The sequence below is a fragment of the Vibrio sp. AH4 genome, assembly GCF_030710545.1.
GTDB classification, from domain to species: Bacteria; Pseudomonadota; Gammaproteobacteria; order Enterobacterales; family Vibrionaceae; genus Vibrio; species Vibrio metoecus.
The window spans coordinates 245,454-262,159 of record NZ_JALAIV010000001.1; the positions used below are offsets into that span (position 1 = coordinate 245,454).

Here is a 16,706-nt window from a genome sequence, read left to right on the forward strand (position 1 = left end):
CACTCCTAATTGCGCCAGAGGCAAGTGCCACTTTTGGCGACCAAATCCAAACGTTCTTGATGTGCTTGTAGTTCATCGGCGTTAGCGTGTAAAACCTTTAACGCTTTTCGCCCTGAACGTGCGCGTTTTAATGATTCTGCGCCCAGTTCCCCACTATTTTGAGAGCTTGCTGAAAATTGTAGTGATGTCTGCCCGCCCGTCATCAATAGATAAACGTCAGCGAGGATCTCCGCATCGAGCAAAGCGCCGTGGAGCGTTCGGTGTGAGTTATCAATACCGTACCGCTCACACAAAATATCTAAGTTATTGCGTTTACCGGGGAAAATCCGCTTGGCCATCGCCAAGGTATCGGTCACTTTGCAAAAATCGGTGGTTTTACCTATCGAACTACCTAACTTAGCAAATTCATAGTCCATAAAGCCGACGTCAAACGGCGCGTTATGGGCAACCAGTTCAGCACCTTTAATGAAGTCCAAAAACTCGGCATGAACCTCTTTGTATTCTGGTTTATCACGCAGAAACTCATCGGTAATACCGTGTACTTCAATCGCTTCTAGTTGAATTTCACGATCCGGTTTTAAATAGACGTGAAAATGCCGCCCGGTGAGCTTACGGTTGATGATCTCTACAGCACCGATTTCAATAATTCGATGCCCTTCATAATGGGGGCCGCCTTCGCGGTTCATACCTGTGGTTTCGGTATCGAGCACCACGATGCGTTGGTATTCTGCATTGTTGCTAGTATTCATCAGGATATCTATGTCAGACTATGCCAATTCTTTGCGTGACCCAATAGTATCAAATCATGAACAAACAGGTGGAAATTTTCACTGATGGATCTTGCCTCGGTAATCCAGGCCCTGGGGGGTATGGCGTGGTGATGCGCTATAAGCAAGTCGAAAAAACACTGGCTCGCGGCTATCGTCTCACCACCAATAACCGGATGGAAATGCTCGCCGCCGTCATGGCATTACAAGCACTCAAAGAGCCCTGCCATGTTATCCTCACCACCGACAGCCAATACGTTCGTCAAGGCATTACCCAGTGGATCCATAACTGGAAGCTGCGTGGGTGGAAAACTGCTGACAAAAAACCGGTTAAAAATGCCGATCTGTGGCAAGCATTAGATCGTGAAACGGCACGTCATCAAGTCGAATGGCGCTGGGTTAAAGGCCATGCAGGCCATCGTGAAAATGAAATGTGTGATGAGCTAGCTCGACAAGCAGCAGAAAACCCCACCGAAGAGGATACGGGTTACCAACCAGACACCAAATAACCTCAATAAACGCCCCAAAAGCAGAGTACCACTATGACTGCGGTTTACTGTTCACTCGATAATTAACGCCAACAGGCGAGAGACGTCGCTTTAAACGCCACTTAGAACGAATCGGCTTCAATGGGCAGGTTCGTTTCCGTGCCACAATAAAGTAAAGACTGCCGAATGCCGTGCTAGATTCTCCAAGACCATTCTCTAACCAAGTCCAAAATGGGCGGTATTTCTGCATCGGAAACAGGGCATAGTGATCACAAGCAATCACTTGGTAATTGAGTACGCCTAACCAATCCTTGATGCGATTAGGCGTAAACATGCGCCCACTCCATGGCAAATTATTCTTGCGCCACGGCATCAAACTGGCTAAACCAATAAAACTGATCGGGTTAAAACCGGTGATAATGACATAGCCATCGTCAATCAACACGCGGTCAACTTCTCGTAATAAACGGTGAGGGTCGTTACTGTAATCCAACTGATGCGCCAAAATCGCCACATCAATACTCTTTTCTAAAAATGGCAGTTCGTACTTATCGGCAATCACTGTATGCAGAGGATTTTTAAGGTCAAGATGCACTTGGTGTTGAATATTGCAAGTACAACTGGCAAGCTCACAGCTCAGACCGCCGAGCTTTAACATATGGTAGCCAAAAAGTTTTGGACACCATTCATCTAAACGGGTCTGGATGGATTCACTCACCCACTGGCCATTTTTTAGTTGCGACCATGAGTGTGGATTTTCAAGCGCTTTATCACTGCGTGCTGGTTTCATTGCTCACCCGCTTCATCAAAGTAACCGGAGACAACTCATGTTACAGATCAAAAGCATACCCGCATTTAACGACAATTACATCTGGCTGATCCAAAATAGCGATCGCGATTGTGCGGTTGTCGATCCGGGCAACGCTGAACCTGTTCTCGCCTACCTCAAACAACATGATTTGAACTTAAAGGCCATCTTAATTACCCATCATCATCATGATCATATTGGTGGCGTAGCCGAATTGGTCCATCAATTTCCGAACACCCACGTTGTCGGGCCTGCACAAGAACCCATCCCTACCTTGACGCATCCGGTAGAAGATGGCGACCAAATCGAACTGTTTGATGAGCGCTTTATGGTACTCGGTCTGCCGGGACACACCTTAGGGCATATTGGTTATGTCGGTGATGGCAAGTTATTTTGTGGAGATGTCCTTTTTTCCGCAGGTTGTGGCCGAGTGTTTGAAGGAACGATGGAACAAATGTTTTCCTCACTCAACAAACTCCTTTCCTTGCCCGAAGAAACCCAAGTTTACAGCGCGCACGAATACACCGCTTCCAACCTTTCTTTTGCGCTCGCGGTTGAGCCAGAAAACGAACAATTGCATATTTATCGCGATGAAGTGAGTCGTTTACGCGCTCAAAATCACCCCACGCTACCCACCACACTGGGGCGTGAGAAATGGCTCAATCCGTTCTTACGGACACAAGAGCCGAGTGTCATTCGCTCTGTTGCTAACCGAGTATCAACTCTGGATCCGCTCACAATATTTACTGCATTACGTGAATGGAAGAATGAATTTTGACTTTTGTCGCTTGTCACCAAGACAAAGTGGCAAGTATTATCAGCAGCCATGAAGAATAAAGGCTGTGTTACATGCGAGTTAAATTCAGTTGGGTATTGGCATTGCTGCTCGTCGGCTGTCAAGCCCCCCAACCTGTGGATACAACCACATCAGATGATCAGGCGGTAAACCCGCCCACTCAATCTGTTAAGGTTAAAAAGAAGCGTAAACCACAAACCATGACCACGCTCCCAGCAGAAGCAACCGAGAGCGCAGAAGAAGAGTATGTGGAGCTTTCCCCACAAGAACAAGACGATGTATGGCAACGCATTGCTATGCAATTAAAACTCGGAATACCGAAAGATCCGAGCGTAGATACTTATCGTGAATGGTTCATCAAAAACCCAGGTCACCTGCAAGCCATTGCCAGCCGTGCCGAACCTTTTTTGTATCTGATCACCGAAAAAGTCGAGCAACGTGGCCTACCGATGGAACTGGTGCTGCTGCCGATTGTAGAAAGCTCCTTTGACCCCTTTGCCTACTCTCATGGAAGTGCCGCGGGCTTATGGCAATTTGTTTCAGCAACGGGGAAACGCTACGGCCTAAAACAAAATTTCTGGTATGACGGTCGCCGCGATGTTTCAGCCGCTACCGATGCAGCACTCGATTACATGACAGTACTGAGCCAACACTTTAATGGGGATTGGTACCACGCGATTGCCGCTTATAACAGTGGCGAAGGGCGAGTTGCGAGAGCAATTAAAGCCAACCAAAAAGCCGGAAAACCTATCGACTTTTTCTCGCTAGATTTACCTAAAGAGACCAGTAGCTACGTACCAAAACTGATGGCGCTAGCTGATGTGATCGCGAATCAGGAAAAATACGGCATCTCTATCCCGACGATAGAAAACCGCCAAGTGCTATCCATGGTCGATCCGAAAGAACAGCTGGATCTTGCCATCGCAGCGCAATACGCAGGCATGACGGTAAAAGAACTACAAAGCTTAAACCCAGCCTATAACCAATGGGCGACGGCTCCGAATGGACCTCATCAGTTATTACTGCCGGTCGAAAAAGTCGAGCGCTTTAATGCGGCAATTGAGGAAAATCGAGGCAAAGGCGTCAAAGTGGTTCGCTATAAGGTCAAATCTGGCGATACGCTCAGTACGATTGCCGATAAATACAATACCACCACGAAAGTCATCAAAGCGGCGAACCAAATCGCTAACAACCAAATCCGGATTGGTAGCTATCTGTTTGTTCCAACGTCAGTGAAAGATGAGAAAGCCTATGCACTGAGTGTGAGCAATCGTCTCGCGAAAACACAGTCCGTGCCTCGTGGGCAATATCAGGTGACTCATACGGTCAACACTGGTGAAAGTCTGTGGACCATCGCTAAGCAATATAACGTATCTTACCAATCGCTCGCGAAATGGAATGGCATGGCGCCTAAAGACGCGCTGCGTAAAGGGCAAAAATTGGTGGTATGGAAAGATACCAAGCCGACCGGAGTGATTCGCACGGTGACGTACAAAGTCCGTTCAGGTGACTCATTGAGTAGTATTGCCAGCAAGTTCAAAGTGAAAACGACAGACATCGTTAAATGGAATACGTTAAAGAGCAATAAGTATCTCAAACCCGGCCAACAGCTAAAACTGTACGTGGATGTGACTAAATTCAGCGCATAACCCGTGCCGGAGCGATGATCTTAGTCAATTAACTGAAAGCTCACCAACAATGGATTATGGTCAGAAGCGTCCGATTTGGGCGCTTCTGCTTTTTTCAAAACAAGGCCACGATAAAACACATGATCCAACGGCAAGCCAGTAATAAACGTGGTACGGTGGTCAGGGTCAAAAGCGACTTCTTGCAAGCCGATTGACGCCAAGTTAGCACTCACTAATGCCATTCTAGCCTCGCTCCAGCTGTTAAAATCCCCCGCCACAATGACAGGACCTGAAAACGAACGTAACTCTTCAAATAGCGCCGTCAGCTGTTGTTGATACTCTTGTGTGCCATAGGTAAAGTTGACAGCATGCAAATTCACCACAGCCAACTCTTGCTGATTACTTAGTCGGTAACGAGCATAAATACCTGATTTCGGCAACCGTAACCAAGGTTCGACTTGTGTGTAAGCGCACGCCATCATCGGCATCACTTTCGCAAGATTGATGACTCCAGCCGCCTCCCCGAAAGCTTCAAACGCGCGTGTTTGAGTACCATCCCAGCCATCCTCGTTAATCCACTGTTTCAACCCCTTATTCATATTCGCTTCTTGTAACAGCAATAATTGTTGAGATGCGCTGAGCAAAGAGAGCTCGGTTTGCCAAGTGGGACGATTCTGTTTGTAGAGATTCCACACCAATAGGTTGATTTGTCGTGATTTATCTAAAACTGGTGCATGCGGATTTTGGTAACACAGCAGAGGTTCTCCTTGCTGATTGTGACCAATGGTGATCAGCTCAGGCTGACTGGGTATGGTAAAAATGGAGAAAAATGCCGTTATAGCTAACGCCACAAGCACTAGCGGTATCGCCCAATAACGTTTTTTCATCAACGACTCCTTGAAACAAAATAAGGAGCCTCAGCTCCTTATTGTTAATACGATCAAAATGGTGATCAATGCTTAAATCGCATCCTCATCTTCTTCACCAGTACGAATACGCACAACACGTTCAACACTAGTGATAAAGATCTTACCATCACCGATTTTTCCGGTCTGAGCCGTTTCAATAATCGTATCGACACAGCGATCAGCCACATCATCGGTCACGACAATTTCTAGCTTCACTTTAGGCAGGAAATCGACCATATACTCGGCACCGCGGTACAGTTCAGTGTGTCCTTTCTGACGGCCAAATCCTTTGACTTCAGACACGGTCATACCTGTAATGCCGACTTCGGCCAATGCCTCGCGGACATCATCGAGTTTAAATGGCTTAATGATGGCTTCGATTTTTTTCATGTTCATCCCTTAAACGACGGTCAGTGGCGGCATTATCTGCCAGCGACCGATAACAATCAATAAAAAGCCCAAGCAAAGCCTGGGCATTCAACAAAACTCGTACTTACTTCAGGCTAGAATAATAAGCCGCTAAGTTGGCAATATCATCGTCACTCAACAGCATGGCTTGCGCTTGCATAACAACGGCGAGGCCACCATTACGCTCTTTGTTTTTATACGCTTTGATCGAGGTGGTAATGTATTGCTCATTCTGGCCTTTCAAATTTGGATAGCCCGGAATCACCGCTATTCCATCCATACCATGGCAAGCGGCACAAATTGCAGCCTTAGCTTGCCCTGCGGCCACATCTCCTGCCAACACGGAGCCTGACAATAAGCTCCCACCCAACACAAGTGCCATGATCATTTTGTTCATTGCTTTCCCCATGTAATTATCCCTATAGATTATGTGTGGTTTTGAATTTATTTTGGCACAGAATCGGAAGATTTGAACCAAACCAACTCACAATCTTGCCCACTCCAATCACGATCCACGAATAAATCCGCGACACAGACCACTCTATCTTGGTACATGAGGATGGGGATTTGTCGCCGCAGCCAACTCGGCACACCATATTCTTGAAACAGTTTTTTGAGTTTGCGCGAACCGCTACGCCCAATTGGACAAGCCTCTAGCCCTTGCGGTTCAAAGCTAACCCATAACTGGCTGGGGTCATCGGGCAGCTTGATGTTTCCACCCGCCTTGCTGGTCAACTGCAGATGACCTAGACCTTGTGGTAGAGGCAAACGTTGTTCAAGCACCAATACACTACGCCAGCCAGAGAGATCTTTTTCTGGCGGTACGAGATACAAACACTGTTGGAAACGGCGCACCTCAATGCTGTTGAGCTTTAGTTTTGGATTAGCATCCTCACTCGCTAACGCCACTTCACACCAAATACGTTCAGTGTGCTGACGACTTGGCATTGGCAATCGATGATGCGCAAACCAAGCTCGGATAAGCTGCCGCCGCATCACATCACTACTCTCAACAAGAGCGGAGATCACTAATCCTCCCTCAGCACTAATCGCTCTTTTTAACGCTTCCGCCAAAAGTTCTTGCAGCAGTGCTTCTTGTTCTGCACACAGCTCAGCACTACGCTGCACCGCTTGGTGAATACTCGGCCAGCGCTCGGCAAGCACAGGGGTCACCTGATGACGCAGAAAATTGCGCTCATAGCGGGTATCGGCATTACTTTCATCCGTTACCCAAGTGAGTTTGTGCTGCTTGGCATAGGCTTCAATGTGTTGACGCGAAACGGTTAACAGAGGACGAAGTAAATGCCCCTCAGCAAAAGGAGAATACGCTGCCATTGCGGCCAGCCCTTTCGGGCCACTGCCGCGCTTTAACGCAAGTAAAAATGTTTCGAGTTGATCATCCGCATGCTGGCCAAGCAATAGAAGAGTGTCTGAACCCACATGCTGAGATAGTGCTTGATAACGCGCTTCACGCGCCATTTTTTCAATGCTTTCACCACTTGCTAAATCCAGCTGCACATATTCGATTTGACATGCCATGCCGACTTCACGGCAACAGAGTTGGCAATGCTGCGCCCACTGATCGGCGTTCGGGCTCAACCCATGATGAACATGAACCGCGGCCACATCCCAGCCAAACTCATCGCGTCCACGGGCCAAAAGGGCAAGCAGCACACGCGAATCAACACCGCCGCTCAGTGCGAGAAGAAGTTTGCGAAAAGGGTGGCGAGCTAATTGCTGCACAAAGTGGAGATAGAGATCGTCCATAGACCACAGAGAGTAAAGAAAAGTGGCTCAAGTTTACCCCTTGAGCCCAGAAAAGCCAAAGGGCTGACCTAAGTCAACCCTTTCTATATGTGGATATTCCACCGCCACTGCGCGATGAAATAATCAACAGTAACCGTAGTTCATCAAACGTTGATAACGGCGCTCTAGCAAGTTTTCGTGATCCAGTGCATCGAGATCCGCCAACTGACGTAGCAATGTTGCTTTTACATTTTGCGCAGTCTGTTTATGGTCTCGATGCGCGCCACCGAGTGGTTCTTCGATGATTTCATCGATCAATTCCAGCTCTTTCAAACGTGGAGCAATCAAACCCATCGCTTCTGCCGCTTGAGGTGCTTTATCAGAATCACGCCATAGGATAGATGCGCAACCTTCTGGTGAAATCACTGAGTAGGTAGAAAATTGCAACATGTTCACGTAGTCACCCACCCCAATCGCTAACGCACCGCCAGAACCGCCTTCGCCCACCACATTACAGATGACAGGCACCTTCAGGCCTGACATCACTTTAAGGTTTTTGGCGATCGCTTCCGACTGACCACGCTCTTCCGCGCCCACACCAGGGTATGCGCCCGCGGTATCAATGAAAGTGATGATAGGCATATTGAAACGCTCAGCCATTTCCATCAAGCGCAGCGCTTTACGGTAGCCTTCAGGCTTTGGCATCCCGAAGTTACGTTTTACTTTTTCACGGGTTTCACGCCCCTTCTGGTGACCAATCACCATGACCGCACGGCCATCAAGACGTGCAATACCGCCCACAATCGCTTTGTCGTCAGCGTAGGCACGATCACCAGCCAGTTCATCAAACTCAGTAAAGATGTGATTGAGGTAATCCAGCGTGTAAGGACGCTGCGGATGACGCGCCAATTGCGCCACTTGCCACGCACCTAAGTCACTGAAAATCTTCTTTTTCAGCTCAAGGCTTTTCTTCTCAAGCTGTTCTAGCTCTTTATCCAGATCTACGGATGCGCTTGTGCTGTGACGAGACATATCACGCAGCGCCTGAATTTTCGTTTCCAGTTCGACAATCGGTTTTTCAAAATCAAGAAAATTGAGGCTCATCTATCGATCCTTTGTGACTCAGCCATGCCACCCTCAGTGCGCACTGGCTGAATTTTAGTTAAATTCGAGTTCTACCTGATCGTTACCAAGTAGCTGCTTTAATTCGTCTAACAATGTATCGCTTGGCGTGACTCGCCACTCTGTGCCTAACGTCAGGCGCGCTCGCGCATCAGGGCGCTGGTAGTATACATTGACAGGTACGGTTCCTGCGCGGTGAGGTTCCAGTATGTGACTAAAACGCTCAAAAAATTGTTGATCAATCTGCGACTGTAAAATCGAGATCGATAAACCGCGGGCAAATTTTTCACGCGCGCTGCCCAAGTCCATGACCTCGCGCGCCGACATTTTAAGTCCGCCATTGAAGTCATCAAAGCTGACCTGTCCGGAAACCACCAGAATTTTATCTTTTTCTAACCATTCTGCATACCGATCTAATGCTTCTGAGTAGAGCATTACTTCCATGCGACCCGAACGGTCATCCAGCGTCATTAAACCAATTCGCGTACCGCGTTTGGTGGTCATCACCCGCGCGGCAATTACTAATCCGGCAACAGTTAACGATTGATCACGCCGTGTTGGCGCGGCTTCATTCAAGCGGCAACTGGTGTATTTGGTCAGCTCTTTCAGGTATTCATCGACTGGATGGCCGGTGAGATACAGCCCAAGCGTCTCGCGCTCCCCTTCCAAACGTACTTTTTCCGGCCATTCTGGCACTTGCGTGTATTTCTGCTCGACTTCTTCTGGCGCATCGGTGAGCACACCGAACATATCCGCTTGTCCAAACGCTTCCGCTTGGTGATGTTGGCTTGCTGCACGTACCGCATCATCCACTGAGGCCATCATCGCGGCGCGATGTGGCCCTAATCTGTCTAGCGCACCGGCCAAAATCAGTTTTTCAATCACGCGCTTGTTGACCTTTTTCAGATCAATTCGCGCGCAGAAATCAAACAAATCTTTGAAGTAACCGTCTTTGTTACGCGCTTCAAGAATCGCTTCAATCGGGCCTTCCCCCACGCCTTTGATAGCACCGATGCCGTAAACAATCGCACCGTTGTCATCCACGTTAAAGCGATACAAGCCGGAGTTGATGTCCGGTGGCAACACGGTCAATCCCATGTTTTTACACTCATCCACCAAGCCAACCACTTTTTCCGTGTTATCCATATCAGCGGTCATTACCGCCGCCATGAACTCGGCTGGATAGTGGGTTTTCAACCATAAGGTTTGATAGGAAACCAGCGCATAAGCGGCAGAGTGCGATTTGTTAAATCCGTATCCGGCGAATTTTTCCACCAGATCGAAGATTTTCATCGCCAACTCACCATCAACGCCGTTATTTTCAGCCCCTTCTTGGAATACGGCGCGCTGTTTGGCCATCTCTTCCGGTTTTTTCTTACCCATTGCACGGCGCAACATATCTGCCCCACCCAAGGTATAACCAGAAAGCACCTGCGCAATCTGCATCACCTGTTCTTGATAGAGGATGATGCCGTAGGTCGGTTCTAGGATCTCTTTGAGCGATTCATGTTGCCACTTTTCATCCGGATACGAGATGGCTTCACGACCATGTTTACGGTCGATAAAGTTATCCACCATGCCCGATTGCAACGGCCCCGGACGAAACAGCGCCACCAAAGCGATGATGTCTTCAAAACAGTCTGGCTGTAGTCGCTTAATCAGCTCTTTCATACCACGCGATTCAAGCTGGAATACCGCGGTGGTTTTGGCATCTTGTAGGTTACGGAAAGAGCGCGCATCATCGAGCGGGATCGCTTCAATCCGTACCGGTGGTTTGCCTGCTTTTTTCAAACGCGGGTTAACCAGCCCCAACGCCCAGTCAATGATGGTGAGGGTGCGCAGCCCCAAGAAGTCAAACTTGACCAGGCCGGCGGTTTCTACATCGTTCTTATCGAACTGAGTAACGGGGAAGTTACCTTCTGCATCACAGTAAATTGGAGCAAAGTCAGTGATGGCAGTCGGTGAAATCACCACGCCACCTGCGTGCTTACCAGCGTTTCGAGTACAACCTTCTAGAATGCGACACTTGTCGATCAGCTCTTTGACTTCTTCATCCGCGTCATACAGCTCTTGCAGTGCAGGCTCGGCGATAAAGGCTTTTTCGAGCGTCATGCCCGGATCGGGCGGCACTAATTTGGAAATGCGATCGACAAAACCGAACGGATGACCAAGCACTCGCCCCACATCGCGAATCACCGCTTTCGCCGCCATGGTACCGAAGGTAATGATTTGTGATACCGCATCACGACCATACATTTCTGCTACGTGATCAATCACTTGGTCACGTTTATCCATACAGAAATCGACGTCGAAGTCGGGCATGGATACCCGCTCTGGGTTTAAGAAGCGTTCGAACAGCAGATCGTATTCGAGCGGATCAAGATCGGTGATTTTCAGTGCATACGCCACTAACGAACCGGCACCCGAACCCCGCCCCGGCCCTACCGGAATATCGTTATCTTTTGACCACTGGATAAACTCCATCACGATCAAGAAGTAACCGGGGAAACCCATCTGGTTGATAACATCGAGTTCGATTTGCAAGCGCTCATCATATTCTGGGCGGCGCTGTGCACGGACTTCTGGATCAGGGAAAAGGAATTCGAGTCGATCTTCCAAACCTTCACGGGATTTCATCACGAGGAAGTCTTCAATCGCCATGCCTTCGGTTGGGAAGTTAGGCAGGAAATATTCGCCTAAGCGCACCGTTACGTTACAACGCTTGGCAATCTCCACGCTGTTTTCCAGTGCTTCGGGAATATCCGCAAACAGCTCGCACATTTCCGCTTCAGTGCGCAGATATTGTTTAGGGCTGTAATTTTTCGGGCGACGCGGGTCTTCGAGCGTATAACCATCATGAATCGCGACTCGGATCTCATGCGCTTCAAAGGATTCTTCCGTAATGAACACCACTTCATTGGTCGCGACCACTGGCAGTTCATACTGCTCGGCAACATCAAGTGCAAAGTGAAGGTAGCTCTCTTCATCTGCGCGTCCGGTGCGGATTAACTCTAAATAGAAGTGGTCAGCAAAGTGGGTTTGGTAAAACTCAAGGCACTTCTCAACTTGTTGTTGGTTACCTTTTAGCAAAGCACGCCCGACTTCACCACTCTTACCCCCCGAAAGCACAATCAAGCCTTCGGCGTGCTCAATCAACCATGCTTTATCAAGTACAGGTTGATGTTGAACATGGCCGCGCAAATAGGCTTGGGAAATCAATAAGGTGAGGTTTTTATAACCGATGTTATTTTTGGCAAGCAGGGTCAGCTTGGTCAGTTCATCACCAAACTCTTCCGATTGCAGCATGAAATCGGCACCGATGATCGGCTTGATCCCGCAATTATGCGCGGTGCTGTAAAATTTAACCAAGCCACACAAGTTAGTGAAATCGGTCAACGCCATTGCTGGCATGCCCATTGCCGCCACTTTTTTCACCAAAGGTGGCACTTTGGACAAACCATCCACCATTGAGAAATCACTGTGAACACGTAAGTGGATGAACTTTGGGTCTGACATGCAAGGAATATCCGAGTCTGGGAAACGCAATTGCGCTCTATTCTATACCAAAACTACTTGGAGTTGCAGGTAGGCGGCAAGAGAGTGAATCCCCATGAACATAGATAAACTATGTGATTGGGGTGAACAAACGTAGCCAACGCCGCTACAGCTTCAAGTAGGAAGGGTATACGTTAATCTGCGTTGGCTTTCAGTTGCTTATTCTAGGCCAAGAGCACGTTTTACTGGGCCAAAACTTTTACGATGCTGCTCAATCACGCCATGCTGCTCAATGGCGGCGAAATGCACGGCGGTTGGGTAGCCTTTGTGTTTGGCAAAACCAAATTGAGGGTATTGCTTATCTAGCTCTTCCATCTCGTGATCGCGGATCACTTTGGCAATAATCGAAGCCGCACTGATTTGCGCGACACGCAGATCGCCTTTGACCACGGCTTGTGCTTCCATCGGCAGTTGAGGCACTTTATTCCCATCCACCAACACCAAATCGGGTTGAACCGCCAATCCGGCCACCGCGCGCTGCATGGCAACCATAGTGGCTTGGAAGATGTTCAGCTCATCAATTTCTTGTGGTGAACAGCGTCCCACCGCCCAAGCTAAGGCTTTTTCCTGAATCTCTGGAAAAAGCGCTAAGCGTTTTTTCTCACTGAGCTTTTTGGAATCATTCAAGCCCTCAATCGGCCGATTAGGGTCAAGGATCACCGCCGCCGTGACGACATCCCCCACCAATGGGCCGCGCCCGACTTCATCCACTCCCGCAATCAGGGCATAACCTGCCGGAATCTCAAACGGAGGCAGCTCAATGTTTGGTTTCTTCGCCATGGTATGTTCTCAATCTTATTAATTTTATTTCTGAATCAAATGCAGTACAGCTTGCGCCGCTTGCTGATCCGCATCTTTACGGATCCATTGATGCATTTCAGTGAATTTACTCATCAACGCTTGGTTATCACTGTCGAGCAAACGGCTCACTTCATGGCAAAGATTATCGACCGTGCAATTATCTTGCAGCAGCTCTTTCACCAACTCTTCACCGGCCAGAATATTCGGCAAAGAAACATAAGGCGTTTTCAGCAAGTGTTTAGCCAAAAATGCCGTAAACGCATTCACGCGGTAGCCCACCACCATAGGACGCTTAATTAGCATGCATTCCAGCGCTACGGTTCCGGAAGCCAACATGACGGCATCGGATGCCGTAATCACATTGCGCGCGGTATCATCCACCAACACAAAGTTAAGTTCTGGAGCAACTCGTTTCCATGCTTCTTCAAATTGTGCGCGGCGTTTAGCATTCACTAACGCGACAACAAAGCCCAATTCTGGATAGCGAGTCTGCAACTGTTGGCAAGTTTTAATAAACGGTTCGGCGAGCATTTTCATCTCACCACCACGACTACCTGGCAAAACGGCTAACCAGCGGCGCTGCTCATCCAGACCTAGCAGTTGGCGAGCGGCTAACTTATCGGACTCTAATGGGATGGAGTCCGCTAAGGTGTGACCGATAAACTCACAAGGTACATTGAATTTGTCGTAAAACGCTTTCTCAAACGGCAGAAAAGCCAGTACCAGATGGGTGGCAGCGGCAATGCCATGAATACGATTTTGTCGCCACGCCCAGACCGATGGGCTAACATAATGTACGGTTTTGATCCCAGCTTGTTTAAGGCTCAGTTCAAGGCGCAAGTTAAAATCAGGGGCATCAATGCCGACAAATACATCTGGCGGATTGGCTGTGAAATATTTGACCAGTTCGGCTTTCACTTTCAACAAACGCGGTAAACGCCCAAGCACTTCGACCAGCCCCATGACGGCAAGCTCTTCCATATCAAACAGAGACTCACAGCCAAGCTCGATCATCTTCGGTCCACCGATACCGACAAATTCCGCATCGGGGTAACGTGTACGCACCGCCTTAATGAAACCTTCACCTAAGGTATCACCTGAAAGTTCGCCTACCACGATGCCAATCCGTAATGGTCTGTTCACCCTATTTCTCCACCGTTGAAAGAGACTCTTCTCTGGACTGCAAGTCAGCAGAGGCTAAAAATGCAAAAGATCGCTGAGAGTCGCAGCGATCTTTCAATTTATCCGTCAATTCACTGCACTGAGTAAGTGAATGAGCATCAACCGATCAGCGGATGATGCCGCGCTCGGATTTCTCAAGAAAATCGAGGAACACTTTCACACTTGGGAACTGTTCTGCTTCTTGAGCAATTTCGGCTTTTGCGGCTTCTAGCGTCAAGCCATTGCGGTACAGCGATTTGTACGCACGGCGAATCGCATGGATTTCTGCCTTTTCAAAGCCACGACGCTTTAAGCCTTCCACGTTAATACCGAAAGGTGCACAGTGGTTACCTTGCGCCATGACATACGGTGGCACATCTTGTACCACGATGGAGCCGCCGCCCAGCATACAATGGTCACCAATATGGCAGAACTGATGGATAGCAGACATGCCGCCGACAATCGCTTGGTTGCCCACTTTGACGTGGCCCGCCAACGTGGCGTTATTGGCAAAAATACAGCGATCGCCAATCACACAGTCATGTGCAACGTGAGCATTGATCATAAATAGGTTGTCGCTACCCACGATAGTGATGCCTTTGTCTTGTACCGTACCACGGTGCATCGTCACGCTTTCACGAATGGTATTGCGATCGCCAATGATGAGTTGAGTATCTTCACCTGCGTATTTCAGGTCCTGACACGCTTCACCAATCGAAGCAAACTGGAAAATACGGTTGAAACAACCGATTTTCGTTGGACCTTTGACCACAACATGAGACATAAGCTCGGTGCCTTCACCGATCTCCACCTTGCCGTCCACATAACAAAAAGGGCCAATTTTTACGTTAGCGCCAATAATGGCACCGTCTTCCACTACAGAAGTTGGGTGAATTTGTGCTGATTCGTGAATCATCTTAAAACTCTCGACGTGCGCATTTAAGTTGAGCAGAGCAAACGACATCACCATCGACTCTGGCAACACCGTTAAACAGTGCAATACCGCGGCGCTCTTTTAGAAATTCAACTTCAATCATCAGTTGATCGCCTGGGGTAACTGGCTTACGGAACTTCGCTTCATCAATGCTTGCGAAGTAGTACAGTTCATTTTCTTTTGGCGCACCAAAGGTTTTAAACGCCAATAAGCCAGTAGCTTGCGCCATGGCTTCTAAAATCAGTACGCCGGGGAAAACCGGCAGTTGTGGAAAATGACCGGTAAACTGAGGCTCGTTCACTGAAACATTTTTCAAACCAATCAGGTACTTGCCTTCTTCATAATCGGTCACGCGATCGATCAGCAAAAATGGATAGCGGTGCGGAAGAAGCGATTGAATTTCAGTGATGTTCATCGTTTTCTTGTCAGTAGTCAAAGTCATCATCCTGTTTGTGTAAAAATAAATAAGGGGATACCCAACAGCGAAAAGACTCGCAAGATGCGAGCCTTTGGTGTCAGCCAATTACGCTTGTGAATTATCAGGCTGCTCAGTGTCTGATTGCTCAAGCTGTTTTTCTAGAGCTTTCAGTCGCTTATGCATATCTTCAATGCGGTGTACTCGGGCAGCGGTTTTGCGCCACTCTTTATTGGTTTGCAGAGGAATACCAGAAGAGTACATCCCCTTTTCCTCAATGCTGCGCATCACCATGCCCATGCCAGTGATGGTTACCCCATCGGCAATCTCGATATGGCCGTTAATCACGCTAGCGCCACCTATAATACAGTACTTACCGATACGTGTGCTGCCGGCGATGACTGTACCACCCGCAAGCGCGCTACCATATCCGATGTGCACGTTATGCGCGATTTGCAGTTGGTTATCGATAATCACGTTATCTTCAATCACCGTGTCATCCAACGCACCGCGATCGATGGTGGTGCAAGCACCGATTTCTACACGATCACCAATACGAACGGAACCCAACTGAGGAATTTTGATCCATTCGCCACGTTCATTCGCATAACCAAAACCGTCAGCGCCAATCACAGTACCCGATTGAATTAAGCAGTCTGAACCAATTTCCACCTTATGATAGACGGTGACATTGGCCCAGAGTTTGGTGTTATCACCCAAACGCGCCTGCTTACCAATAAAACAACCCGCGCCAACCACCACGTTATCACCAAGCTGTACGCCTGACTCAATCACGGCATTGGCACCAATCGAAACGTTACTACCTAACTTCGCATCTTCAGCAACCACCGCACTAGGAGCAATACCATGTGCAGGTGCAGGGGTAGAATCTAACGCCTGAGTCACTTTAGCAAAAGCCACATAAGGATCGGCAACGACTAAAGCATTGCCCGGGCAAAGTTCACGCTCACTGGCTTTAACCATGATGACGGTGGCTTTACACTCACTTAAGTGCTTACTGTATTTAGGATTAGACAGAAATGTCACATTTCCAAGCTGTGCCTTATCCATAGGCGCAACCGCACTAACCAGTGCGGTTGGATCACCGTGTAACTCCCCCCCGGTGATGGTAGCCAATTCGGCTAAAGTTAATGTAGTCATAATGTTCG

Annotated in this window: 16 protein-coding genes; 3 read left to right on the forward strand and 13 right to left on the reverse strand. The window is 48.5% G+C overall.

Going from position 1 to position 16,706, the window contains the following annotated elements; all coding sequences use genetic code 11:
- Nucleotides 1-5: 5 nt before the first annotated feature.
- Entirely contained in the window at nt 6-749 is a 744-nt protein-coding gene (gene dnaQ / locus MKA69_RS01285; protein ID WP_001098056.1) for a DNA polymerase III subunit epsilon, read from the reverse strand.
- Between the two features lie 56 nt (nt 750-805).
- On the opposite strand from dnaQ, the gene rnhA reads away from it, so the two are divergent.
- On the forward strand, nt 806-1,276 hold the full coding sequence (gene rnhA, locus MKA69_RS01290) for a ribonuclease HI (protein ID WP_001041875.1): 471 nt from the start codon (nt 806-808) through the stop codon (nt 1,274-1,276).
- Between the two features lie 31 nt (nt 1,277-1,307).
- Here rnhA and MKA69_RS01295 read toward each other — a convergent pair whose 3' ends face one another.
- The gene (locus tag MKA69_RS01295) at nt 1,308-2,045 is read right to left on the reverse strand and encodes a class I SAM-dependent methyltransferase (protein WP_000801263.1); all 738 of its coding nucleotides are present in this window, start codon (nt 2,043-2,045) and stop codon (nt 1,308-1,310) included.
- Between the two features lie 37 nt (nt 2,046-2,082).
- Between MKA69_RS01295 and gloB the strand changes: the two genes are divergently transcribed.
- Together gloB and MKA69_RS01305 are read left to right on the forward strand one after the other, a co-directional pair.
- Nucleotides 2,083-2,841 (forward strand): hydroxyacylglutathione hydrolase, encoded by a 759-nt coding sequence (gene gloB / locus MKA69_RS01300; RefSeq protein WP_305847383.1) that lies wholly within the window; start codon nt 2,083-2,085, stop codon nt 2,839-2,841.
- A 71-nt stretch (nt 2,842-2,912) separates the two neighbouring features.
- Complete coding sequence (locus tag MKA69_RS01305; protein WP_055027601.1) at nt 2,913-4,508, forward strand: LysM peptidoglycan-binding domain-containing protein; 1,596 nt, start codon at nt 2,913-2,915, stop codon at nt 4,506-4,508.
- A gap of 20 nt (nt 4,509-4,528) precedes the next feature.
- Here MKA69_RS01305 and MKA69_RS01310 read toward each other — a convergent pair whose 3' ends face one another.
- The 11 genes from MKA69_RS01310 to lpxD all read right to left on the reverse strand — a co-directional run bounded on the left by MKA69_RS01310 (nt 4,529) and on the right by lpxD (nt 16,698).
- Nucleotides 4,529-5,374: an endonuclease/exonuclease/phosphatase family protein gene (locus tag MKA69_RS01310; protein ID WP_055027600.1), complete on the reverse strand. Its 846-nt coding sequence runs from the start codon at nt 5,372-5,374 to the stop codon at nt 4,529-4,531.
- Nucleotides 5,375-5,446: 72 nt separating this feature from the next.
- Nucleotides 5,447-5,785, reverse strand: coding sequence for a nitrogen regulatory protein P-II (gene glnB, locus MKA69_RS01315; RefSeq protein ID WP_000717796.1), 339 nt, complete (start codon nt 5,783-5,785; stop codon nt 5,447-5,449).
- A gap of 103 nt (nt 5,786-5,888) precedes the next feature.
- Nucleotides 5,889-6,212, reverse strand: a complete 324-nt coding sequence (locus MKA69_RS01320; RefSeq protein WP_000513611.1) for a cytochrome c — start codon at nt 6,210-6,212, stop codon at nt 5,889-5,891.
- A 35-nt stretch (nt 6,213-6,247) separates the two neighbouring features.
- A complete protein-coding gene (gene tilS, locus MKA69_RS01325) occupies nt 6,248-7,570 on the reverse strand; it encodes a tRNA lysidine(34) synthetase TilS (protein WP_158119931.1) in 1,323 nt (440 codons plus the stop codon).
- Between the two features lie 123 nt (nt 7,571-7,693).
- The gene (gene accA / locus MKA69_RS01330) at nt 7,694-8,653 is read right to left on the reverse strand and encodes an acetyl-CoA carboxylase carboxyl transferase subunit alpha (RefSeq protein WP_000055724.1); all 960 of its coding nucleotides are present in this window, start codon (nt 8,651-8,653) and stop codon (nt 7,694-7,696) included.
- 54 nt (nt 8,654-8,707) lie between these two features.
- Nucleotides 8,708-12,187, reverse strand: coding sequence for a DNA polymerase III subunit alpha (gene dnaE, locus MKA69_RS01335; protein ID WP_305847384.1), 3,480 nt, complete (start codon nt 12,185-12,187; stop codon nt 8,708-8,710).
- A gap of 198 nt (nt 12,188-12,385) precedes the next feature.
- Nucleotides 12,386-13,006 (reverse strand): ribonuclease HII, encoded by a 621-nt coding sequence (gene rnhB, locus MKA69_RS01340; RefSeq protein ID WP_055044235.1) that lies wholly within the window; start codon nt 13,004-13,006, stop codon nt 12,386-12,388.
- 24 nt (nt 13,007-13,030) lie between these two features.
- Nucleotides 13,031-14,170, reverse strand: coding sequence for a lipid-A-disaccharide synthase (lpxB, locus tag MKA69_RS01345; RefSeq protein ID WP_055044234.1), 1,140 nt, complete (start codon nt 14,168-14,170; stop codon nt 13,031-13,033).
- A gap of 145 nt (nt 14,171-14,315) precedes the next feature.
- Nucleotides 14,316-15,104 carry an acyl-ACP--UDP-N-acetylglucosamine O-acyltransferase gene (lpxA, locus tag MKA69_RS01350; RefSeq protein WP_305847385.1) on the reverse strand — a complete coding sequence of 263 codons (789 nt, stop codon included), beginning with the start codon at nt 15,102-15,104 and terminating at the stop codon, nt 14,316-14,318.
- Nucleotide 15,105: 1 nt separating this feature from the next.
- Nucleotides 15,106-15,537 (reverse strand): 3-hydroxyacyl-ACP dehydratase FabZ, encoded by a 432-nt coding sequence (gene fabZ / locus MKA69_RS01355; RefSeq protein WP_009355382.1) that lies wholly within the window; start codon nt 15,535-15,537, stop codon nt 15,106-15,108.
- A 108-nt stretch (nt 15,538-15,645) separates the two neighbouring features.
- Nucleotides 15,646-16,698, reverse strand: coding sequence for a UDP-3-O-(3-hydroxymyristoyl)glucosamine N-acyltransferase (lpxD, locus tag MKA69_RS01360; protein WP_305847386.1), 1,053 nt, complete (start codon nt 16,696-16,698; stop codon nt 15,646-15,648).
- Nucleotides 16,699-16,706 lie beyond the last annotated feature (8 nt).